The 21,675-nt window shown below is 56.8% G+C and carries 21 protein-coding genes; 8 read left to right on the top strand and 13 right to left on the bottom strand.

The annotated features are described in order from the left end of the window. Position 1: 1 nt before the first annotated feature. Both Q0650_RS05845 and Q0650_RS05840 read left to right on the top strand, forming a co-directional pair. Entirely contained in the window at positions 2-808 is an 807-nt protein-coding gene (locus Q0650_RS05845) for an isopentenyl phosphate kinase (protein ID WP_298816862.1), read from the top strand. Continuing rightward, on the top strand, positions 805-1,761 hold the full coding sequence (locus tag Q0650_RS05840; RefSeq protein WP_298816860.1) for a stage II sporulation protein M: 957 nt from the start codon (positions 805-807) through the stop codon (positions 1,759-1,761). Before Q0650_RS05845 ends, Q0650_RS05840 begins: the two co-directional genes overlap by 4 nt. A gap of 69 nt (positions 1,762-1,830) precedes the next feature. Here Q0650_RS05840 and Q0650_RS05835 read toward each other — a convergent pair whose 3' ends face one another. The 8 genes from Q0650_RS05835 to Q0650_RS05800 all read right to left on the bottom strand — a co-directional run bounded on the left by Q0650_RS05835 (position 1,831) and on the right by Q0650_RS05800 (position 11,287). Continuing rightward, positions 1,831-3,810 carry a glycosyltransferase family 39 protein gene (locus tag Q0650_RS05835; RefSeq protein ID WP_298816859.1) on the bottom strand — a complete coding sequence of 660 codons (1,980 nt, stop codon included), beginning with the start codon at positions 3,808-3,810 and terminating at the stop codon, positions 1,831-1,833. 217 nt (positions 3,811-4,027) lie between these two features. Next, positions 4,028-4,390 (bottom strand): DUF192 domain-containing protein, encoded by a 363-nt coding sequence (locus Q0650_RS05830; protein ID WP_298816857.1) that lies wholly within the window; start codon positions 4,388-4,390, stop codon positions 4,028-4,030. Next, a complete protein-coding gene (locus Q0650_RS05825) occupies positions 4,391-5,323 on the bottom strand; it encodes a type II secretion system F family protein (RefSeq protein WP_298816854.1) in 933 nt (310 codons plus the stop codon). 8 nt (positions 5,324-5,331) lie between these two features. Continuing rightward, positions 5,332-6,330 (bottom strand): type II secretion system F family protein, encoded by a 999-nt coding sequence (locus Q0650_RS05820; protein WP_298816852.1) that lies wholly within the window; start codon positions 6,328-6,330, stop codon positions 5,332-5,334. A 41-nt stretch (positions 6,331-6,371) separates the two neighbouring features. Beyond that, positions 6,372-7,766, bottom strand: a complete 1,395-nt coding sequence (locus tag Q0650_RS05815; protein ID WP_298816849.1) for a CpaF family protein — start codon at positions 7,764-7,766, stop codon at positions 6,372-6,374. A gap of 48 nt (positions 7,767-7,814) precedes the next feature. Continuing rightward, positions 7,815-9,071 carry a CpaE family protein gene (locus Q0650_RS05810; RefSeq protein ID WP_298816847.1) on the bottom strand — a complete coding sequence of 419 codons (1,257 nt, stop codon included), beginning with the start codon at positions 9,069-9,071 and terminating at the stop codon, positions 7,815-7,817. Between the two features lie 118 nt (positions 9,072-9,189). Continuing rightward, entirely contained in the window at positions 9,190-10,251 is a 1,062-nt protein-coding gene (locus tag Q0650_RS05805) for a pilus assembly protein CpaB (RefSeq protein ID WP_298816845.1), read from the bottom strand. Positions 10,252-10,402: 151 nt separating this feature from the next. Then, on the bottom strand, positions 10,403-11,287 hold the full coding sequence (locus Q0650_RS05800; protein WP_298816843.1) for an alpha/beta fold hydrolase: 885 nt from the start codon (positions 11,285-11,287) through the stop codon (positions 10,403-10,405). An 86-nt stretch (positions 11,288-11,373) separates the two neighbouring features. Here Q0650_RS05800 and Q0650_RS05795 point away from each other — a divergent pair, with 86 nt between their 5' ends. From Q0650_RS05795 to Q0650_RS05780, 4 genes are all read left to right on the top strand, one after another. Beyond that, positions 11,374-12,039 (top strand): uracil-DNA glycosylase, encoded by a 666-nt coding sequence (locus Q0650_RS05795; protein WP_298816841.1) that lies wholly within the window; start codon positions 11,374-11,376, stop codon positions 12,037-12,039. A gap of 83 nt (positions 12,040-12,122) precedes the next feature. Continuing rightward, a complete protein-coding gene (locus Q0650_RS05790) occupies positions 12,123-13,874 on the top strand; it encodes an alpha-amylase family glycosyl hydrolase (RefSeq protein ID WP_298816839.1) in 1,752 nt (583 codons plus the stop codon). Next, a complete protein-coding gene (locus tag Q0650_RS05785; RefSeq protein ID WP_298816837.1) occupies positions 13,874-14,650 on the top strand; it encodes a HipA family kinase in 777 nt (258 codons plus the stop codon). Before Q0650_RS05790 ends, Q0650_RS05785 begins: the two co-directional genes overlap by 1 nt. Next, entirely contained in the window at positions 14,631-15,050 is a 420-nt protein-coding gene (locus Q0650_RS05780) for a DUF3037 domain-containing protein (RefSeq protein WP_298816835.1), read from the top strand. Before Q0650_RS05785 ends, Q0650_RS05780 begins: the two co-directional genes overlap by 20 nt. A 62-nt stretch (positions 15,051-15,112) precedes the next feature. Here Q0650_RS05780 and Q0650_RS05775 read toward each other — a convergent pair whose 3' ends face one another. From Q0650_RS05775 to dnaX, 4 genes are all read right to left on the bottom strand, one after another. Further along, entirely contained in the window at positions 15,113-15,484 is a 372-nt protein-coding gene (locus Q0650_RS05775; protein WP_298816832.1) for a hypothetical protein, read from the bottom strand. 40 nt (positions 15,485-15,524) lie between these two features. Beyond that, positions 15,525-16,142, bottom strand: a complete 618-nt coding sequence (gene recR, locus Q0650_RS05770; RefSeq protein ID WP_298816830.1) for a recombination mediator RecR — start codon at positions 16,140-16,142, stop codon at positions 15,525-15,527. Between the two features lie 16 nt (positions 16,143-16,158). Then, complete coding sequence (locus Q0650_RS05765) at positions 16,159-16,461, bottom strand: YbaB/EbfC family nucleoid-associated protein (RefSeq protein WP_298816828.1); 303 nt, start codon at positions 16,459-16,461, stop codon at positions 16,159-16,161. A 133-nt stretch (positions 16,462-16,594) separates the two neighbouring features. Then, positions 16,595-18,382: a DNA polymerase III subunit gamma/tau gene (gene dnaX, locus Q0650_RS05760; RefSeq protein ID WP_298816827.1), complete on the bottom strand. Its 1,788-nt coding sequence runs from the start codon at positions 18,380-18,382 to the stop codon at positions 16,595-16,597. A gap of 86 nt (positions 18,383-18,468) precedes the next feature. Between dnaX and Q0650_RS05755 the strand changes: the two genes are divergently transcribed. Together Q0650_RS05755 and Q0650_RS05750 are read left to right on the top strand one after the other, a co-directional pair. Next, positions 18,469-19,230, top strand: a complete 762-nt coding sequence (locus Q0650_RS05755; protein ID WP_298816824.1) for a hypothetical protein — start codon at positions 18,469-18,471, stop codon at positions 19,228-19,230. Further along, positions 19,230-20,858 carry an McrB family protein gene (locus Q0650_RS05750; RefSeq protein ID WP_298816822.1) on the top strand — a complete coding sequence of 543 codons (1,629 nt, stop codon included), beginning with the start codon at positions 19,230-19,232 and terminating at the stop codon, positions 20,856-20,858. The genes Q0650_RS05755 and Q0650_RS05750 overlap by 1 nt, the downstream gene beginning before the upstream one ends. A gap of 24 nt (positions 20,859-20,882) precedes the next feature. On the opposite strand, the gene Q0650_RS05745 is transcribed toward Q0650_RS05750, so the two are convergent. Further along, a complete protein-coding gene (locus Q0650_RS05745) occupies positions 20,883-21,497 on the bottom strand; it encodes a hypothetical protein (RefSeq protein WP_298816820.1) in 615 nt (204 codons plus the stop codon). Positions 21,498-21,675: the final 178 nt, after the last annotated feature.

The raw sequence follows: 21,675 nt of genomic DNA, 5'->3' as shown, positions 1-21,675 counted from the left end.
TGTGTATACCTTCATCAAATTTGGCGGTTCGGTCATTACTGATAAGACCGGACGTGAAGCAGCCGATATGGCAGTGATTGAGGCGCTGGCCGGCGCAGTCGCAGCCGCTCGCGCCGCCAATCCGGCGCTGGCGCTCGTGATCGGTCACGGGAGTGGTTCGTTTGGTCATCACTACGCGGCGCGCTATGGCGTGCATCGCGGTCTGCCGGTTGATGCTGATCATATTGGTTTTGCCCTCACTGCCGCCGCCGCCCTGCGGCTTAATCGAATCGTAGTTGATGCCCTGCTCGCCGCTGGCGTACCGGCAGTCAGCCTGCAACCATCGGCATCGCTGAGCAGTTCCGGCGGTCAGATTCGGCGTTGGGAAACAGAGCCGATCAGCGAGGCTTTGCGGCGTCGGTTAACACCGGTCATTCACGGCGATGTAGCATTCGACACCGATCAGGGTACTGCGATCATCTCAACCGAAGCGTTGCTCAGTTTCCTCGCCCTTCACAGCCCACTCCGCCCCAGTCGGATCGTTCTCGTCGGCGAATCGGCAGTCTTCACCGCCGATCCACATCGCGATCCGACTGCGCAACCGATTCCACTGATCACCCGCGCCAATATCACGCAGGTCTTACACGGCACAGGCGCGTCACGAGCGGCTGATGTTACCGGCGGGATGCGAAGTAAACTCGCCTTGATGTGGCAACTGATCGAGGCATTGCCAGAGCTGGAAGTGCGCCTGATCGGGCCGGTTCCCGAACTGGTGACTGCAGCGCTACTCGGTCAACCCCTGACAAGTGGCACTCTCATACGGCAATGAATACTCCCGATCGCCATATTTCTCAACGCCGCGCAGCCTGGAGTCGGCTTGAAGAGCTGATTGCGCGCGCTGCCGGTGGGATCGGTCGTATTTCTGCCGCCGAACTGCGTGAACTCGGTCAGTTGTACCGCCAGGCCTGCACCGATCTGGCTATTGCCCGTCGTGATTATCCCGATCACAAACTGACAGCCTATCTCAACCAGCTTGTCGCGCGCGCCCACGGCGTGATCTATCGCTACAGCGCCAGCGAGTCCAACCCGGTTGCCACCTTCTTTCGCGCTACTTTGCCACGCGCGTTTCGCGCTACCTGGCCGATGACCCTGACGGCGGCGCTGGTCTTTCTGTTGCCGGCGCTGGCCGCTTTTGTCGCCGGGTTGAGCGATCCGGCATTAGGTGAAGTTTTGGTTCCCGGTATTGATTTCGTTACCGACCAGATTCGCGCCGGTGAAGAGTGGTGGCTGCGCATCAACGAAGGGCCAGCCGCAGCTTCGACCGAGATCATGACCAACAACATCAATGTCGCAATTAGAGCCTTTGCCGGCGGAGTCACGCTCGGCATCTATACCCTTTACATTCTGGTCTTTAATGGCCTGTTGCTGGGAACAGTGGCCGGGATTGCGCAGCACTTCGGCTTCGCTGACAATCTGTGGGGTTTCGTGACCAGTCACGCTACGCTCGAACTGAGCGCTATCTTCATTGCCGGCGGGGCAGGTTTGCAGCTCGGATGGGCTATTTTGCGGCCTGGCACGCTTAGCCGGCGCAGCGCCCTGGTTGTAGCAGCGCGCCGCGCTGTAGTGTTGCTCATCGGTTGCGCCCTGATCCTGGTTGTCGCCGGTCTCATCGAAGCCTTCATTTCGCCGACCAGCTTGCCGTTCGCGCTCAAGTTGTTCGTTTCACTCGGTTCCGGTGCGCTCCTGTTCGCCTATCTGCTGTTAAGTGGCCGCGAAAGCTGAATGATGCGGCTGTAAGGTATTCGTTCATCGCTACCCGATGAATGTCGCGGTAAAAGCCGATGTGCCTGCTCACTCATCAGGCGCAGTACGCCATCCGACCAGTCGAATCGATTCGACCACTACGATACCGCCATCACCTGCCCCGACCGGATCGAAGCGCAAACCACCAACCAGATCGAATTGTTTGGCCAACTCGGCCAGCTCCAGGCGATAGGTCGTCATTGCATCGGTGGAAGTGAGGGTGAAACGCAATGAGCGCTCTTCACTGGCCTGACCGGACGGATCGAGAAAGAAGAGTTGCGCATCACGCGCGCCAGTGGTGGCCATCAAACGCAATTCGATGGCTGTCACTTCTGCTAATGAGAACAGCAACGGCGGACTGATCAGCGCCGGATCAAGCGCCGGAGTCAATTGCCAGCCGGCAGCCGTTACGGCTTCAGACACCACCCCAACCGTTCGCCACCCCCAGTGGCCAGCGCGAAAATCCCAACCGCTCGCGCGCGCCAATTCGTTAGCGCGTGGGATCATCTGATAGGAAGGCAGATTGGGCGGAAGCTCCAGTGGACGCAACATCGGCTGCGCCGGCGCGTAACATGCCGCAACCGTCTCGGCGGTCAAGCCAAACCGTTCAGCCGGGGTTGGCGGCTGGTCAGGCGGCGCAGGCGCTGGTCGTTGCGCTTCATCAGCTAGCAGCACTGCGTAACCACTGGCTAGCGCTGTATCGATCCGTTGGCGCAAGAGCGCACAGGCTGCCGACCAATCACCGGCGCTGGCTACCATAGCCTGATTGAGGCCATACACCGTATCATGCTTCCAATAGTGAGGCAGGTAGAGTTCCAGGATGCCATCAGGCACGATGATTAGATCACCTGGCTGACTGGCGGCAACCAGTGCCGCTGCGATCCGGCGCTGCAAGTCACGGCCAGCGTCGCCACGCTCGCCAATGGCCGGCAAATTGATAGCAAGCAGCGCCAGCGCCGGCGCCAAACCGATATAGCCGGACAAGCCGGCGCGCAAGCGGTCAAGCGGATGTGAGGCCAGCGCTGCGCTCAGTAACACTGCCAGCGGCGGTAGACTTGCAATCCAGAACTCGATGTTGTCCGGCTCCCACCAGAGGAAAAAGAGACCATACCCGATTAACCAGCTCAGCAGTCCGGCCAGCAATGGACGAGGCAGACGTAGCAGACCTCGCCAGCCGGTCACAAGCAACACCAGCGCGACAATGCCGATAATGCTACCGCCAACCGGCGCCAGCGTCTCGCTCCAGCCCTTGCCCAATCTGGCCAGCTTCGCTCCGTCAATGCTCCCACCCCAAAAACCGGTGCGGGCATAGCCGGTCAGCCACACCCACACCTCGGCCCAGCTTCGCATGCCACTCACGCCGAAGGCTACCCACAAATACGCGCCGCCAACCACTGCTGCCAGCGGTAAGAGATAGGCCGTTGCCAATTGGAAACGGCTGCGCTGATCGTTTGCTGCCAGCCCGATGGTGACGAGAGCCGGTATGGTCAACAAGACATTGGTCTGATGCCCCAGCACAGCGATCCCCTGCGCCAGCCCAAGCCAGCCTGCCGTCGGCCAGGTTGGTGAGCGTGCCATCGTTGCCAGCAGCCACAACGAAACCATCAATGCCACGGCGGCCAGGGTATAGACCTCTACCTCAACCGCGTAGTACCAGTAAGCGTAGCTCAAACCAACGCTCAACGTTGCCGCTAGCGATGCTACTGAAGCGCCGGTCAACGCGCGACAGAGCAGAAAGAGCAGCGCAACACCCCCTGCGCCGGCCAGGGCATTAGCCGCCTGCAACCAGATTGCAGCGCTCCCCTGCCAGCCGAATGCTGATACCAGTGACCTGATCAACGCTCCTAAAGGGCCGTAGAGTAAATGGTGGGGATGAAACAATTCGGGCCAGGGTTTGCGATCGACATCGAGAATATACGAGAGCGCATCGTAAGTATGCACTTCAGTTAGTGTCAGCAGGTAGAGAGCAACAAAAACGACGCCGAGCATCGGCGCCAGCCAGCGTATAGGCGATTGGGCATGATTCATAACTGAGACAGACTGTTGAAACTACTCACAGGTGAAAGAAGCCAGGCTATTGTCACATCACCGGTTGAGATTGCCCTTCAGGATCACGTTCGCCACCATCAAATCGTTGAGAGCGTGCAACTGGCGTCAAACCACCACTCAGACACCATCTCTCTTATCGTGGCTTTGGGCTGGGCACTGCAACATGGACAGTCACGCTGTATGCAGCGCAAGCTGATCACGACTGTGCCGGCAAAACTGCGATCTGATCGCCAACTGCCGTTGAGGAAGCAGCAATGACACCGACGGGTAACTCGAGCGCATAGCGCGCGCGGCGATGGCCAGCGTAGAGGCGCCATGGCGGCAGCGAGGGATAGAGCGCGACAACCTGTCCTTGCCGATCAACAAAGATGACATCAATGGGGAAGTGCATAAACAGCATATGAACGCTACTGCATGGCTCGATCAACAATCCACTGCCGTCTGGCAATGTCGCGCGCCCCAACAAACCACGACCACGAGCCAAAAACGAACGCGCCACCTCACACTGTTCGGCAAGGGTAACGCGCCGGGTCTGATTCACCACTTTCACCGTCGCCATTCATTCACCACTCATAACTCCCAATGCCGTCATAATGCGTGGCACCGCCGGGCCAAGGATGACCACAAACAGAGCAGGAAAGATGAGAAAGACCATCGGAATGAGCATCTTAACCGGCGCCTTCTGGGCAGCTTCTTCAGCGCGCTGGCGACGGCGCGTGCGCAACTGATCCGACTGAATGCGCAGAATCTTCGACATCGAAACACCCAATTGATCGGCCTGAATCACTGCTGAGACGAAGGTTTGCACATCATCAACGCCGGTGCGTGTCACCAGATCGCGCAGTGCCTCACGACGAGTGCGACCGAGCCGAATATCCTGCAACACTCGTCGAAACTCGCGCGACAGCTCATTGTCCCATTTCTGCGCAACGCGCTGCAGCGCCAGATCGAAAGCCAGACCGGCTTCGACGCTGATACAAAGCAGATCAAGCGCATCGGGAAGAGCTTTCAGAATATTCTTCTTCCGCTCTTTGATTTTGCGATCCAGCCAGATACCGGGCAAGATATAGCCGATCATCGCCGCGATCAGGATTCCGCTCAATGCCTGCATGAGCGGCATACTACTAATGGTCAGCAAAGTGGTAGCGATCATTAACACGATTGCCAGAACCATGCGCAGGCCGATGAACATATTTGGTGACAAATTGCCTGGATTACCAGCGAGTTGCAGATTTATCCGCAATCGTTCTTGATTTTGCTTCAGCCCAAACCGACCCAGCGAATTCAATAGCGAGCGAAACAACGGTTTCAAGACTCGCTCACGAAATGGCTGCTGCAACTCCAGTTCTTCCAATGACAACGAAACATCAGTATACTGCTCAAGACGTTCACTGATAGCGCGCGACCGGTTCATCTGCCTGACGAAAAAGAAGATTATCACGAGGCCAACGACGAGCAAGCCAGCAACACCTATAATCAGAGGGTCTGCCATGACTCACCTCACACTTCGATATCAATAATCTTCTGGATCGCAAAATAGCCGAGAGCAATCATAAAGAGCGAAGTGACCGGCATACAACACCATGCCTCTGGTGGAAAACCAAAGGTAAAGAGAGGCGCCATATAGTCAGGATTCACCACCGTAATAAACATTGCCAGACCGATAGGCAATCCGGTAATGATCCAGGACGAGATACGACCCTGAGCGGTTAGGGTTGAAATCTCACCCTTGATTCGCACCCGTTCGCGGATAGTATGACCGATCGTATCGAGCACCTGGGCAAGATTACCACCGACTTCCATCTGGATACTGACCGCCGTGATCAAGAGATCGAGGTCATCAGAGGGCACACGGCGCAGCAGGTTTTGCAGGGCCTCTTCAGTTGAGCGACCGAGACCGACTTCCTGCACAACGCGACGAAACTCGCTTGCAGAGGGTTCGGGCGCTTCGCGCGACACCATATCAAGTGTCTGCAAGAAGCTGTAACCACCGCGCAGCGCATTGGCCATCATTGTAATGACATCGCCCAACTGATTGTTGAATGCCTTCACGCGCTGTTTGGCGCGGAGGCTGACATAGATGTTCGGGATAAATGAAAAGACGATGGCGCCAACGATGGCCGAAGCGATTTGAGCCAGCGGGCTAGCCCGACCAAGGATCATGCCAAACACCACACCGAGCAGGGCTGCGCCAATCTTGATACCCCAAAACTCAGCTACGGTCAGCTTCAAATCAGCGCGCGCCAGCTCATTCTTGATCGAACTACCCTGCTTGCTTCGGGCGACAACTGAGTCGATACGCTCGATTGCCCGGCGCGCAATCGGCTCATTTGGTCGCTCCTGCGCTTTTGCGCCAACATGCATCTCAAGCCGCTGCGATACATCGACTGTAGCCGATTGGCGCATCAACGCCACTGCAACAGCCACCAGAAGCACGAGGAGCACACCTAACAATCCCAACGTCAGCGGCATCGACTCCGGCGAGAACAAAGCATCCATAACAGTAACGCCTCCCTCTATCGAGGCAATCGTCGGGATGGTTAGAAGCTAAAACGCTCCGACGAACCGAAGATGGTTGGCGGCAGGAAGATATTCTGCGCCTCAAACTTCTCAAGGAATCGTGGTCGCACGCCGGTAGGCCGCAACTGACCGACGATCTTGCCCTTCTCATCAATCCCGGTCTGTTCAAACACAAAGATGTCTTGCAACACGACCACGTCGCCTTCCATACCGGATACTTCAGTGATCTGCGTCACTTTGCGCGATCCGTCTTTAAGTCGTGACTGTTGAACAAAGACATGAATAGCTGAGGCAATCTGTTCACGAATCGCGCGCGCTGGCAGATCCATACCGGCCATCAAGCACATTGTTTCGATACGGCTCACTGCATCGCGCGGCGTGTTTGCGTGAATTGTCGTCATCGAGCCATCGTGACCGGTATTCATTGCCTGCAACATATCGAGCGTTTCACCGCCACGGCACTCGCCGACAATAATCCGCTCAGGGCGCATACGCAAGCAGTTGATGACCAGATCACGAATGGTAATCTCACCTTTCCCTTCCACGTTTGGAGGCCGCGACTCAAGCGTTACCACGTGATCCTGACGCAACTGCAATTCGGCGGCATTCTCAACCGTAATGATGCGCTCGTCTTCAGGAATAAACGACGACAACACATTAAGCAGGGTTGTTTTACCCGAACCGGTACCACCGGCCACCACGATATTCAAACGCGCCTTGACGCAGGCAGCCAGAAAATCGGCCATATCCTGCGACATTGAACCAAAGCGCACGAGATCCTGCACTGTCAGCTTATCTTTGCGAAACTTGCGAATGGTAATGGTCGGCCCATTGAGCGCGAGCGGACGGATAACAACATTTACGCGCGAACCATCTTTCAAACGGGCATCAACCATGGGCGATGACTCATCAACCCGGCGACCAAGCGGCGCGACGATGCGGTCGATAATCCGCATAACGTGCTCATCATCGGCAAAGGTAATATCCGTTTTGATCAATTTGCCCTTTTTCTCAATATAGACCTGTTTCGGGCCATTGACCATAATTTCGCTGACATCCTCGTCGGCAAGCAGCGGCTCAATCGGCCCCAAACCGATAATATCAGCGGCGATGCTCTCAAACAGGCGCTGACGTTCGGCGCGGGACAGAACAATACTTTCACCATCGAGGATTGAGTTAAAGATCTCTTCGACCTGTTTCCGCACTTTAGCGGGATTATTCGGATCGAGTTGTGAACTCAGCTCATTAATCAGACGATCCTGCACCCGAGCGCGCAACTCGCGGAAGGTATCTTCCGCCCCTGGTGTTGCCGTTCCTGGCAAGCGAGCAGGAGCTTCAGTCCGCGCTGGCGACCGCGACACAGCCGGCTCAACCGGTGTTGGCGCAGCGCCACCAATTCGCTTCAGCAACGACATCGCAGTCACCTCCCTGACACGTATAACCTGGGTTGATCAATTGGTAGCTCAGCGACGTGGAATCAAGCTCCCAAGCAAACCACGCGATTTTGTTTCTTTGGTTGCGGTCGCCGAAGCTGCGCTCGATTTTGCGATCAATTCACGAGCCAGGTTCATAATATCTTTCGCCACCTGATGGTTTGGCTTTGACAAGACGAGCGGCGCACCCTGATTAATCGCGAGGGTCATTTCTTGAGCAGCATCACCAATCTGCAAGGCAAGCTTGCGTTGCAGATGTTTCTCAACATCTTCAGCTCGAATACCTGTGCGGTTCGTTGCTTTGTTGAGCGCCAGCATCACCTTGTCATTCGGATATCCAAGCAGATTAGCGACTTCAAGAAAGAGGATGACATTGCGAATACAGTGCATCTCGAGCGTGATGAGCGTAACGATCCGTTGCGCTAGATCGAGGGCTGCCAACGACCGATCGTGGAACGACGCCGGAGTATCGACCACGACATAGTCATATTCATGCCGCAACGCTTCGAGAATAGCGCGAATGTGATCGGCAGTAACCAGCTCGCCACGCTGTGGATCAGGAGGCGCCAGCAACACCTTTACCTGAGAGGGATGGGTCGCCATCACGTCATTCAGCAAGTCGCGATCGAGATTTTCGATCCGTGAGGCAAGATCAACTATCGTCTTATCGGCGCGCAGATTAAGAATCACGCTCAGATCGCCAAAGACGACATTGCCATCAACCAGCGCCACCTTTTTATTCGTCTGCTGGCGGATTGCCACGGCCAGGTTGGCGGCAATAGATGAGACGCCGACACCACCTTTAGGGCTAAAGACGGCAAAAATCTGGCCATCCACCGAGGATTGGCCAGCCGTCGCCGCCACACCGGCCACTCCTCCGGCAACTGGCGCAACTGGCCGCATTGCGGCCAGTTTGGCAACATGCCGGATCGAACGATATAGATCATCGGCACTGATCGGCTTGATCAAAAACTCGCGCGCGCCGGCCAGCATTGCCCGCCGAATGTAATCGGTCTCGCCCTGAACGCTCATAATGATGACTTGAATGCCCGGATCCTGGGTGAGAATTGCTTCTGTCGCGGCAATCCCATCCATATCAGGCATGTTGATGTCCATCAAAATGACTTGCGGACGATGCTGACGAGCGAAAGCAATCGCCTCGCGTCCATTGCTCGCCTTGGCAACCACCTCAATATCTTTTTCAAAGAAGAGCAATTTTTCGAGCTGATCGCGCGTATCAACCACATCATCGACGATCATGACTCGAATCTTCTCACCTTCATTCATGCCTTGGCTCCTCAGAATGCGTAGTGCTGGTCATTCGCAACGGACGCGCGCAGAGCAATTGAGCGCCGATACCATCAGGAGTAATCTTGTATGTGTCATTGTACCTTAGAGACGACGATCATGGAATAGGTAATGTCAACGGAGTTGGCGTCGGTTCTGGCACAAAGACTTCATTTTCACCGTAAACTCGCGGCGGTAGCGGTCGCGGCAGCGGCAGACCAAACTCGCGCACCAACAGGTCGATCGTCACTCCACTCGTTGCCTCGATTGCATTATCACCAGAGGCGCGCAATGCCATGACGATCCGGGCTTGCGATTGCAACGCAAACTCCAGCAACTCAATCTCTTGATCGGTCAAAGCCAGAACGACAACCCAGATGCCCTCGGTCAGCGTGCTTGGACTACTCGTCTGCCCACCTTCTGCAACCTGTCCACCAACGATCGGCTGTCCCGTTTCGTCAACTTGCGGCAGGCTGGATGATTGTGGCGCAGTAGTTTGACCTTCTCCCTCGACATCACTCGGCGTCGGTATTGCCGGACGAACAATCTGCAACACCTGCGCTCGCTGAATGATAGTCTTGGTGGTAAAGAAACTCTGGGTTTCCGCGTATTCGTATTCACGCACAAGCTGATCTACATCATTGAGAGTCACGACCTGAATAGTGCCAGGTCGAATGATCTGGCGATCAACCTGGAAGGTGGCGACAATATCGACAAAATCATTGACAGCAACCTGATCGGCCACACCTGAGAGGCTGTTAACAAACAGGGGGTATGCCTTCACGGCTGGCTGCCCGGGTTCGGGGGTTGGAATGCGCTGTGCGAGGCCGGCATCACGTAGATTATCGCGCCGGATTGGTTGGCCGGCTTCGACCGGGTTGATGAGCAACTTACCAAGGACATCGCTGACGTTGCTGAATTCGTTAGCTTGGTCGAACTCGGTGATTGGAACTTCTATTGTATCGAGCAGATTGCGATCATTGAGGAGGGTATTTGCATCAAGATCGATCCGCGCCTGCACGACGCTCACCAGCGGCACAGCAGTCGGTGGCGGTGGCACTTCAGGGGTGGTTGAAACTTCAGTTACTGTTGACCCGCCTCGCAATAACAAGAAAGCGGCGAGTCCACCGATAATAACGATAAGGATTATCAGTATAAACAGTAGTGCGCCACGCTGCATAAAAGGCAACCTTCCTGTTCAGAGCGAAGCCGGATAACTTCGCGCACTGCCCTGCCCATTATAGCATATGCAGGCAAGCAGTAACAGGAATTGTTTAACCTTGTCAAGCAGCAGTTTGCGCCGAGATTTTATCGTTTGATTCTACAATATCCTACGATGAATAATCGTTTTCTCCATCTAGAAAGCGCGCAATCGTTTGATAACAGCCAGACGGTTCTTCAACCATCGGCACATGACCGCAATCTGGCAGAATTACTAATTGCGCATTCGCTATGCAACGATGAAGCGCCCGCACATTGACCGGCGGGAAGACCGGATCATACTGCCCGCTGAGTAACAACACTGGCGGAAGCTGACTTTGCGCTGCTCGTTTGAGCTTTGGATGTCCCATAATGGCTGCCGCTTCGATTGCTACCAGGAGATCCATTGCCACCAGATCTGCAATCCCCTGGGCCAGTAGTGAGTGATCGAGCGAACAACGCACCATCGGCGCCGCCAATATTTCTGGTGTCGGCGGCATCATCCACCAGGCCTGACGCCACGATTGCGTAACTCCCCACCATGGGCGCCACCAGATCAGCCAGGGTCGCCAGTATGCCGCCGCAACCTGCCACTGCGCGCCGGCAATTGTCACCAGACTCTCTTCGTAACAGTTGGCGCTGAAACCGAAGCTGATCAACCCCAGCCGCTCTACCCGCTCACAGGCCAGATCGGCTACGGCCAACGCCACCGCCGCGCCAAGTGAATGACCGGCCAACGCAAATCGGTCGATGTCAAGCGCATCGGCTACGGCCAGCACCACACGCGCATACGACTCCAGGGTGACCGGCTCGTTTGGCGCCGGAGATGCGCCGCAACCGGGCAAATCGATTGCGATCAGCCGTCGATTGGGGAGAAAGGCCGGAGCTGCCAGCCAGTAACGACTGGAACCACCCCAGCCATGAACTAAGATGAGCGGGCGTCCCTGACCGGATACCCGAAATGACACCGCGCCGAGCGGACTTTCGATCTCCCAGAGTGTTGGCGACGTAGACATGACAAACCTCCTCGTATTCGCTAGATCCACTATAATCCCAAACAGTTACAGTTCGCAGTCATATCACACATTGAAACTTAAACAATATGTCATCATTGATCACTGCACTGATTGCCGATCTGGCGGCATTGCCGACGCCACCTGACACGATTAATATGTATGCGTGGGATGGCGCCGATGATGAGGAACGACGCGGCAATGCCATTCGGCGAGCCAATCTGGAACTGGCTCTGGCATTAGCCCTGGAACGTGGCCCCGATCTGCTCCTGGTTGGGGAAGCTCCCGGCTATCACGGCGCGCGCCGCACCGGAGTTCCTTTCACCAGCGAGCAGATTTTGCTGGCCGGCGTGGATCCGCCTGGTCAATTCGGCGCTCAGCGCGGATTTGCCCTGGCTACAACGGATGGACGCATCTCGCGTGAACAGACGGCAACTATCGTCTACCGCGAACTGGCGGCACTCAATCGCTTTGCAGTCGGCTGGAATGCTTTTCCGCTCCATCCACATCAGCCAGGTCAACCGCAGAGCAATCGCGCGCCGCGCCGGAGTGAACTGGCGTTAGGTCTGCCACTCCTGGCCCGGGTGCGCGCGCTATTTCCCAACTGTCCGGTTGTGGCAATGGGTCGCATTGCCGATCAGTCGTTAACCCACCTTGGCATTGACCACATTGCGGTACGCCACCCGGCGCAAGGTGGCGCGCGCGAGTTTGCGGCAGGGCTGCGGCGGATCTTCGTTTGCGATGACGCGCGTTAGATTGCAGTAGTATCAGCGCAATGGTGTGGCAGATTTGTTATAATGCGGGTAAGCGCAACTAATTACCAATGAAACGGTTTCGTATGCATCGAATATCACTCTGCTTGCTGATAACCATCTTGCTGGCAGCATGCGGTTTGCCATCAGCAACGTCAACAACACCGGCAACGACGCCGACAACCGAAGCAAGCCCTACCAGTTCGCGTCCGCCAACACCGACGCGCGATCCACGTCTGCCCACCCTCCCACCCCGGATTACTCCCGGCCCGACTGCGACTCCCTTTCCGATCGAGGCCGGCTGGTGGGATGGCGCTGTCTGCTACGAGATCTTTGTGCGTTCGTTCTATGACAGCGATGGTGATGGGAATGGTGACATTAATGGTATTATCGAGAAACTGGACTATCTCAACGATGGTGACCCGACCACTACCCGCGATCTGGGGGTCAACTGTATCTGGCTCATGCCGGTTGCCGAAGCCGCCAGTTATCATGGGTATGACACTATCGACTACTACACGGTCGAGAAGGATTACGGCACCAACGATGACTTTAAGCGACTGGTAGCAGCCGCAGAGCAACGGGGAATCAAGATCATCATTGATCTGGTGCTCAACCATACCAGTACCCAACACCCCTGGTTCCAGGAAGCTTTGCGGGATCCGGCTTCACCCTATCGGGACTGGTATCTCTGGTCGGCTATCGACCCGGGTTATCGCGGCCCGTTTGGCAACAACGTTGTCTGGCACAAATCACCGATCCGCGACGAATACTACTACGGTGTCTTCTGGGGTGGCATGCCTGACCTCAACTTTCGCAATCCGGCTGTGACCGCAGAAGCGCGCAACATTGCGCGCTTCTGGGTTGAAGAGATGGGGGTAGCCGGATTTCGGCTCGATGCGATCAAACATTTAATTGAGTACTATACGCTGCAAGAAGATACTGTCGAGACGTTTGAATGGCTGCGCGATTTTCGCCGATTTCTGGCGCGCGAACTTCCGGGCACATTTACCGTCGGCGAGGTCTTTAACGGCAACCCTCGCACCCTGGCGCCATATTACCCTGATCAGCTCGATTACTACTTTGAATTCGAGGTTGCCAAACAAATCGTCGGCGCGGCAAATACCGGTCTGGCCAGACTGTTTATGCAAGCCGTGCAAGATGCCTATACCAAACTGCCTTACCAGCGCTGGGCGCCATTTCTTACCAATCACGACCAGAACCGGGTGATGTCAACGCTCGGCAATGATTTTGGCAAAGCCAAACTTGCGGCGTTGGCCCTGTTGACTATACCTGGTCTCCCCTTTATTTATTACGGTGAAGAGATCGGTATGATGGGAGTCAAACCCGACGAGCGGATCCGCACACCGATGCAGTGGACAAAAGAGGAGATGGGAGGATTCACTGCCGGTTATCCGTGGCAGCTTCCACAGCTTGATTACCCGACCAAGAATGTGATGCTGCAAGATGAAGATCCCGACTCGCTGTTGAATGCGTATCGACAATTGATACACCTGCATATCAACACGCCAGCGCTCGCCATCGGCGACTTCATTCCGCTCCAGGCCAATGGTGATGACATTGCTGCATACATTCGCCGCAGTGGTGATGACATCGCGCTGGTGATTATCAATTTCGATGCAGTGCCGACCGAACCGTTTACACTCTCACTGAGCGCGAGCGATCTACCGGCAGGCACGTACCAGCTCGTATCAATCTATGGCACACCACCAGCGCCGGCGGCGCCGCTGACGATTAGCAACGGCGCATTCACCGATTACCGGCCATTCACCGAGATCCCGGCGCAGACAGGGTATATCTTGAAACTGGAGCGCTAATGTTACGGAAAGTGACCGCAACTCGCTATGTAGCGCCACTGCGTGAAGGCGGATCGCTGCCAGCCATCGTTGAAGCTGACGACGACGGTCTGTACGTGGTCAAATTTCGCGGCGCTGGCCAGGGGCCAAAGGTCTTAGTCGCCGAATTGATCTGTGGCGAACTGGCACGCGCGTTGGGATTGCCGGCGCCGGAACTGGTCTTGATCGAGGTTGATCCGGCGTTGGGCAGGAACGAACCTGATGGCGAGATACAGGATCTGGTGACGGCCAGCGCCGGTTTGAATCTGGCGGTTGACTTTTTGCCCGGCGCGCTGGCATTTGATCCCACCTCAGTGCGCTCGCTGAACAGCGAACTGGCTTCGTTGATCGTCTGGTTTGACGCCTTCATTACCAATGTTGATCGGACACCACGCAACACCAATCTCCTCTGGTGGCATCGGCGCCTTTTTCTGATTGACCATGGCGCGGCATTATATATGCATTTCACATGGCACGATTACCAAAACCGGGCCAGAGCGCCATTCACGCAGATTCGCGATCACGTGCTGTTGCCGGCAGCAACCCATCTTGCGGCGGTTGATGAGGCGCTGGCTCGCCAGATCACTCCAGAGCTACTCGGCGAGATTATTGCCCAGGTACCCGGCGAGTGGTTAGAAGACCCGCGCTTTCCATCGGTCGAAGCGCATCGGGCAGCGTATATCGAGTATTTCACGTTGCGGCTAACAGCGCCGCGCGCATTCGTACAGGAGGCTATCAATGCCCGCGAGCGCCTTTGAGTATGCCCTGTTACGGCTGGTGCCGCGCGTTGAGCGTGGCGAACAGATTAACATCGGCGTCGTACTGCTCTGCCGGCAACAACGATTCCTCGGTATGCGGGCATACCTCGATGAAGGACGCATCGCCGCGCTCTGGCCCGATCTTGATCTAGAGCCGGTGCGCGAGCAACTCATCGCCTTTGAGCTGGTCTGCGCCGGCAGCGCTACCGCCGGACCAATCGGAGAACTGCCCATCTATGAGCGGTTTCGCTGGCTGACGGCGACCCGCAGCACGATCATTCAGCCCTCAGCAGTGCATTGCGGCCTGTGTGATCATGCGCAGGTAATGCTCGAACACATCTTCCAGCAAATGGTACTGGCGCCGGGCAGGGTCGCCACAGAAGTGGGGGGCAGCGGGTAGCGGCGCGGCAACGCAGACTGGCCATTGGCAATGCCGTGTCAAAGCTGCGCCGTTAGCCTGAATTACAATTCGGCCCGCGCGCGCTCGATCATAGCTTGCAGGGCGAAGCGCGCTTTGCCGAGATTGGCCATCTCGCTCAGCACACCAAGCACGCCATAGTAGCCGGGCAAAATCTGGCTGGCTAACATCAACAGCGCATCAGTTTCGATCACCAGATCGCGAACATAGCCGGCACCAATCCGATCAGCAGCGGCGGCAGCGCGCGATGTCAGTTCGGCCAGCTCTAGCTCGGCCAGTTCGATGTCGAGATCAAACTCAGTAGCGGCGGGATGGAAGACCATCGCCACACTCAGGCCGTCGGTACCGACGATACCGGCAAACTGTGCCCCTTTGACGCTGGCAATTGTTTCACTGAGAATAGTGTTAACGTTCATAACGCAGATTTGTATCGCCACAGACGGAGCATCTTTGCAGTCACAACTCCCGTCGGCCTTCCAATGCCGAGCCGAGTGTTTCGGGATCGGCCCATTCCAGATCGCCACCGGTGGGCAGGCCACGGGCTGGCCGTGTCACCCGCACACCCAGCGGAGCCAGATCGCGCAGGAGAAGAAAGGCCGTTGCCTCGCCTTCGGTATTCGGGTTAGTAGCGAGGATCACCTCGTTGACCGGCTCACTGCGCACGCGGGCCAGCAACTCATCAATTTTGAGATCCTCGCGATAGATACCTTCAAGCGGAGCGATATGACCGTGCAAGACGTGGTACAAACCACGGTAGGCACCGGTGCGCTCGATTGCCAGCACATCGAGCGGCTCTTCCACTACACAGATTTTGGTCTGATCGCGCGCCGGATCTCGGCAAATTGAACACAACTCACCAACCGTGATATTAAAGCAACGGCGGCAATATCCCACCTGCTCTTTGATGTCGAGAATAGCCTGGGCCAGCGCCTGAGCCTGTTTTGGCTCGGCACGCAGGAGAAAGAAGGTGAGGCGAGCTGCGGTTTTTGGCCCAATCCCCGGCAACTTCGCAAATTCCTCGATCAACCGGGCAACCGGCGCAGCGATCAGATGTTGTTCGGGGCGAACGGTCATACCTTCCCCATTTAGCTTAGAAAAGACCCTTCAGCCCGCCGGTCAGCGGCTGCATGCGCTCTTCGGCCAGTTGTTGCGCCTTGCGCGAAGCGTCGTTAATTGCCACCAGCAATAGATCTTGCAACATTTCGACATCGTTGGGGTCAACGACATCGGGTGAAATGGTGATCGACTGAACTTCACGATGACCATTCATCTTTACTGTAATCATACCGCCGCCAGCGGTACCTTCGACGATGGTAGCAGCCAGTTCTTCCTGAACCTTTTGCATCTGGCGTTGCATCTGCTGCGCCATCTGCATCAGTTGACGCTGATTCATGAGCTTTACTCCTTCACGAATAGGCCACGATAACGGCTTGTTACCTTACCCTCGCGCGCATCTTATGCAGTATTTACCATTCCGATACTCTGCTGTTAGGGTACCATACTGCGGCTCGCTTGTACAGCAGCGATTATTCCGGCTCAAGCGGCTGGATATCGATGATATGCGCATCGAAAATATTGAGCGCAGCGCGAACCAGCTCATCTTTGCGCGCTTCCCGAATCTTCCCGCGCAGATCGGTTGGTTCAACCGATTTTTCCTCAATTGTGCAGCGCACCGCCACGACCTGACCGAGACGGCGACGGAGCACCTCTTCGATGATGGCCCGATTTTTTGGCTCTTCCAGACGCTCTTTGTGAAACGATGAAGTGACGAGTAAAACGATCGTGTTTCCCTCGACATCGTAAGGACGCGCGCTGTTGAGCAATGCCTGAACGGTCGGACTGCGCGGACGAACATCACGCTTAAAATCTTCCCAGATCGCCTCGATCTGCTCGAGCAACGAGAGATCGGCAGCAGCAGCGCGCGCGGCTGCCGGGTCAGCAGGAGGGCGGATTTGCTGAGTTGCAGCCCACACAGCCGGCGGCGGTGGGGGAGGATCGGCTGTTGGTCGCGACTCTGCTGGCGGCGCGATTGGCGCATCTGGCGGCAGCGGCGCAGCCGAAGATGGCGCAGGTGAAGCGGATTGCGCAAAACGCACAGACGGCTCAGGTGCCAGCGGAAGTGTTGGTTCAGCCGGAGCAGCCGGCTGCGGTAGCGGCGCAGTTACCGGCGCATGGGTCGGCGAGCGCGCTACCGATGGCCGGGGGGCAGCGGGTTGCGTCGTGGGGGGCGGAGCGAGTAACGCCTCGACCACCGCCACTTCCAGCGGGAGCTGGCCGTAGGGAGTGATGCGCAATTGATAATCCAGATTACTGAACAATTTCACCCATTGTACCAGCGTGGCCATCTCAGCCTGCTGCGCCCATTGGGTCAATTGCGTCACCTCATCATCGCCAAGATCGAGCAGCGCGCGATCATCGGTTGCTTTCAGCAGCATCACAGCGCGCAACCGTTCAACCAGATCGCGGGTAAACTGGCGTAGATCGGCCCCTTGATTCGACACTGCATTCACGGCGCGGAGCGCGGCGGTAAGATCGGCATTGAGGAGCGCGGCGATTAACGCATCAACCTCAGCGGCAGCGGTCATACCCAGCAGGCTTTGCACATGGTGCAGCGTGATCGGCCCCTCGACGAATGAAGCCAGTTGTTCCAAAATACCGAGCGCATCGCGCAAACTGCCGGTCGCGGCGCGCGCAATCGCTTCAGGCGCGCCTTCAGCGAGAGCAATGCCTTCGGCGGCGGCGATCCGGCGCAGGTGAGCAGCCATTGAGGTCACGCTGTGGCGAACGAAGGTAAAGCGCTGGCAACGCGACAAAATGGTTGCCGGCACCTTGTGCACTTCGGTCGTGGCAAGAATGAAGAGGGCGTGATCGGGTGGCTCTTCCAGGGTTTTGAGCAGCGCATTAAAGGCCGCTGTCGAGAGCATGTGTGTCTCATCGATAATGTAGACCTTCACCCGGGCCACGCTGGGGCGAAATTGCACCCGCTCGATAATTTCGCGCGCGTCTTCGACACTGGTGTGGGAAGCGGCATCCATCTCGATCACATCAACCGCTCGTCCTTCGGCTATTGCGACACACATCTCGCAATCACCGCACGGACGCGCCGCCGGATCTGGGTGGAGGCAGTTCACCGCTTTGGCCAGTAACCTGGCCATGGTAGTTTTACCAACGCCGCGGGGGCCGGTAAAGAGATAGGCATGACCGACCCGATCTTCGGCAATCGCATTGCGCAGCGTCTGCACGACATGCTCTTGCCCAACCAGCTCGGCAAAGGTCTGGGAACGCCATTTACGGTAGAGTGACTGAACTGCCATTACGCTTCCCGGTGTCAGTTACACAGCAAATAGTATTATACCAGAGGACATCGCTCATCTGCGTTCGCGGGTCTGCAACGCGCCGGATGCGGCCCGCATATCCGCGCGAAGATCGTGAACGATTCGTTGCCAGCAGTGGTATAATCGAGATACCGGTAATCGCCGACTGCGCCAGAGGACAGGCTATGCTCACTTACGAGCAATTGATTTCCTATCTGATTGAACATCTTGAGCGCCAACAAATCACCATTGCGCACACGCAAGAACAGCTCAACCTGCACAACCTGGGGCGTAGCCTGCAAGTGATCTGTCTGCCACAGCAGATTGATACCGGTGTATGGTCACAACCGCCATCGCGAGCAGTGATCAGCATGCACTGGCCGGCGGAATTTACCGTTGCATCCATTCATGGCCAACCGATCATCGACGCGCTTAACCAGATTGTCGCCGAGCAATTACACGAATTGCGGCACGCCAATCCGATGGTTTTTGAGGTGACATACTTTCTACCATTGCGTGACGAAGAACAACAGACAGCGGATTTTGATCATCTGACGGAAAAGGTTCTCAACATCTTCGCCGATCAACCCAATATTGACGAGAATCTTGAGATCAACTTCATCATGCGCCGACGCATCGCGCAACCGCCAGTGCTGGCCCAACTCACTGTTACCCGCCTCTTCCCAGTCTTTGGCTGGCATGCTGAGCAGGTTGAAGATGCGATCAACGCGCTTGGTTACGAATTGAATGTAGTGTTGCCGCGGCTGGCAAAGACGTTTCAGCCGGCCAGGAATGAGACGGAATCGACGCTGGATCCACAGTTTTACCTGCGACCACCGACTGCCTGATGCCATTTTCACCAACTGCCCTGCATGCTCTGCTTGAACCCGGCGTCAGCGAGCGCTGGCAAGCGGTGCAACGCTGGTTGCATCCGGAAATGCTGGCGTTAGCCGAGCGCGCTGCCAGGCAAGCAGCGACGATCTTGCCGCAGCAATGGCCTCTCTATGAGCTGAGTTTCAAGACGCGACGCGCCATCGACCGCGGGAAGGGGCGGCGCGATCCGATCGAGGATTACTGGTTCGCCTTTGACCGTCCCCCTCGCGGCGCTGGCGTGATGCTCATCGTGAGCGGCAGCGAACGCGCCGTCATGGTAGGGTTGCAATTGTGGGGCGCGCGACGACCACAACTGGCCCAACTCTGGAGTGACGCCCGTCCTTTGTGGACTGCGCTTATCGACCGGCTCGGCTCGGAGGGGCAGGCACGGTTTACCAGTCGCCGTCCGCCTGAACCTGGTATGCGCTGGATCGATCACTACCTGGCTCAGCGGCAGGCAAACTATTTGTGGGCCGGTTTTGTTTATTCGTGGGATGCGTTACCGGCAGATGAACAGCTCATTGACGATCTGTGCGCCTTGCTGCCATTCAATGAAGCTATCATGGAGCAGGCTGAGTTTGATCTCACCACGACCCGCGCTGTGCGCGAACTGCCTGCGCGCTACCTGACAGGCACGCCACCACTTGAGCAGATTGTGGCTACCATTCGGCGCCGCGGGATGGTGATCGATGAACGAGTTCTGCAAGTCTTTCATCTTGCTGTGCAGGCTCGGCCACTGGTCATTCTGGCTGGCCCAAGCGGGAGCGGCAAGACGTGGTTGACCCGCCTTTACGCTGACGCGATCAGCGGGGTAGCAGAAGGGCAGTCCAACCCTATCTACCTGTTGGTGGCAGTGCAACCCGACTGGCACAGCGCCCGCGATCTGCTCGGCTACTACAATACGCTGACTGGGCTGTACCAGCCGACCCCATTCCTGCGCCACCTGCTTGACGCAGCCGCCAATCCTGACCAAACCTATATCGTCTGTCTCGACGAAATGAATCTGGCCCGACCGGAATACTATCTGGCGCCGATCTTGTCGGCGATGGAGACGGCAGAGGGATTGATCGACCTGGGCACGCCGCTGGTCGAAACACCCATGGCTGGCGGCGGCGTAGTGCGCAATCCGTTGCGCTTGCCGATCAATGTGCGCCTGATCGGCACTGTCAACGTTGACGAAAGCACTTTCGCGCTGAGCGATAAGGTGTTAGATCGAGCGAATCTCATCGAGCTAGGAGCAGTCGATCTTGCTGCCCTTCGCGCTGCCTACTCAGGCGTCATCGATGAACAGGTCTGGCAGATACTGGCAGACATCCAGGCCCATTTGACTGCTGCCGGACGACCGGCGGGGTATCGCGCCTTGGGTGAAACGTTGCGCTTTATTGAGCAGGCGCACGCAATGAGCGCGCTTGAGGCGCTCGACTGGCAAATGATGCAACGTCTCTTGCCACGACTGCGCGGCGATGATACGCCACGGTTCCGGCAGGCACTGCGCGGCTTGCACACCATGTGTAGTGGTCGATTACCGCGCAGCGCTGCCCGGCTGGAACAGATGATCACCCGGCTCGACCGTGAGGGGTATACCGATTTTTACGGCTATTGAACGCTCAACACTGCGGCGCCTCGCTCAGGCCACCCGCACCGCAGCCAGACAACGAACGGCAGCAGGAACACTTCCCACTTGCTGCCACGTTCGCCCGCGATCATCACTGCGCCAGATTTGACCGGCATCAGTGCCGACCCACACCACATCGATATGATAACTACTGGGCGCAAAGGCGCTGATCGCTCCCTGCCAGGACACCGGCACCTCTTGCCACTGCTTTCCGCCATCATCGCTGCGCATCAGGCGCCGTCCCTGAGCAACTGACGCCAGCAAGACCTCTTGTTTACCCGAAAGCACGGCCAGCAACTCGATTCCGGCCAGCGCCGGTTCGACGTTGCGCCAGACACCCATGCCCTGCGCAGTGGCCACCGGCAACCGATCACCGGCCAGAAAATTAAACAATGCCCGATCTTCGGCATCGGCTTCACGCCATTGACGGCCACCATCATCGCTACGCAAAAATGCTTGCTTCGTTGCAACCACCAGACTCTGTGAGTCGGCGGCAACCAACCCAAACACCTGCTCGCCGGACAGCGCCGTATCGGGCAACAGTCGCCAGCGCCCGAGACCACCCGGATCGCTGAACGTATACAACCCATTGTCAGTTCCAACGTATAGCACTCCCGCTTTTGCCATGCGGCCTCCTCATGACTTGCCGTCACACCGGCGCGTTATGCCAGCCCGAACAGTGCGATTGTAGCATAGCATCGCTCAGCGCAGTGTGATATGATGAAAAAGTATCTTGCAAGAGTACATCCCCGCTTGATGTCTCCAGCCAATATTGTGCCACGACTGCCAATAACTGCAGGATGAG

Source organism: uncultured Chloroflexus sp. (assembly GCF_937129525.1).
In the GTDB taxonomy this organism is placed as follows: Bacteria; Chloroflexota; Chloroflexia; order Chloroflexales; family Chloroflexaceae; genus Chloroflexus.
Note: the sequence above shows the minus strand (reverse complement) of the source record. Positions and strands in the feature narration are given on the sequence as shown.

What these genes read in the sequence shown, in the direction of transcription:
- Q0650_RS05840 (WP_298816860.1), top strand. Translation starts at nt 805, where the DNA reads ATGAATACTCCCGATCGCCATATTTCTCAACGCCGCGCAGCCTGGAGT.
- Q0650_RS05835 (WP_298816859.1), bottom strand. Translation starts at nt 3,810, where the DNA reads ATGAATCATGCCCAATCGCCTATACGCTGGCTGGCGCCGATGCTCGGC.
- Q0650_RS05830 (WP_298816857.1), bottom strand. Translation starts at nt 4,390, where the DNA reads ATGGCGACGGTGAAAGTGGTGAATCAGACCCGGCGCGTTACCCTTGCC.
- Q0650_RS05825 (WP_298816854.1), bottom strand. Translation starts at nt 5,323, where the DNA reads ATGGCAGACCCTCTGATTATAGGTGTTGCTGGCTTGCTCGTCGTTGGC.
- Q0650_RS05820 (WP_298816852.1), bottom strand. Translation starts at nt 6,330, where the DNA reads ATGGATGCTTTGTTCTCGCCGGAGTCGATGCCGCTGACGTTGGGATTG.
- Q0650_RS05815 (WP_298816849.1), bottom strand. Translation starts at nt 7,766, where the DNA reads ATGTCGTTGCTGAAGCGAATTGGTGGCGCTGCGCCAACACCGGTTGAG.
- Q0650_RS05810 (WP_298816847.1), bottom strand. Translation starts at nt 9,071, where the DNA reads ATGAATGAAGGTGAGAAGATTCGAGTCATGATCGTCGATGATGTGGTT.
- Q0650_RS05805 (WP_298816845.1), bottom strand. Translation starts at nt 10,251, where the DNA reads ATGCAGCGTGGCGCACTACTGTTTATACTGATAATCCTTATCGTTATT.
- Q0650_RS05800 (WP_298816843.1), bottom strand. Translation starts at nt 11,287, where the DNA reads ATGTCTACGTCGCCAACACTCTGGGAGATCGAAAGTCCGCTCGGCGCG.
- Q0650_RS05795 (WP_298816841.1), top strand. Translation starts at nt 11,374, where the DNA reads ATGTCATCATTGATCACTGCACTGATTGCCGATCTGGCGGCATTGCCG.
- Q0650_RS05790 (WP_298816839.1), top strand. Translation starts at nt 12,123, where the DNA reads ATGCATCGAATATCACTCTGCTTGCTGATAACCATCTTGCTGGCAGCA.
- Q0650_RS05785 (WP_298816837.1), top strand. Translation starts at nt 13,874, where the DNA reads ATGTTACGGAAAGTGACCGCAACTCGCTATGTAGCGCCACTGCGTGAA.
- Q0650_RS05780 (WP_298816835.1), top strand. Translation starts at nt 14,631, where the DNA reads ATGCCCGCGAGCGCCTTTGAGTATGCCCTGTTACGGCTGGTGCCGCGC.
- Q0650_RS05775 (WP_298816832.1), bottom strand. Translation starts at nt 15,484, where the DNA reads ATGAACGTTAACACTATTCTCAGTGAAACAATTGCCAGCGTCAAAGGG.
- recR (WP_298816830.1), bottom strand. Translation starts at nt 16,142, where the DNA reads ATGACCGTTCGCCCCGAACAACATCTGATCGCTGCGCCGGTTGCCCGG.
- Q0650_RS05765 (WP_298816828.1), bottom strand. Translation starts at nt 16,461, where the DNA reads ATGAATCAGCGTCAACTGATGCAGATGGCGCAGCAGATGCAACGCCAG.
- dnaX (WP_298816827.1), bottom strand. Translation starts at nt 18,382, where the DNA reads ATGGCAGTTCAGTCACTCTACCGTAAATGGCGTTCCCAGACCTTTGCC.
- Q0650_RS05755 (WP_298816824.1), top strand. Translation starts at nt 18,469, where the DNA reads ATGCGGCCCGCATATCCGCGCGAAGATCGTGAACGATTCGTTGCCAGC.
- Q0650_RS05750 (WP_298816822.1), top strand. Translation starts at nt 19,230, where the DNA reads ATGCCATTTTCACCAACTGCCCTGCATGCTCTGCTTGAACCCGGCGTC.
- Q0650_RS05745 (WP_298816820.1), bottom strand. Translation starts at nt 21,497, where the DNA reads ATGGCAAAAGCGGGAGTGCTATACGTTGGAACTGACAATGGGTTGTAT.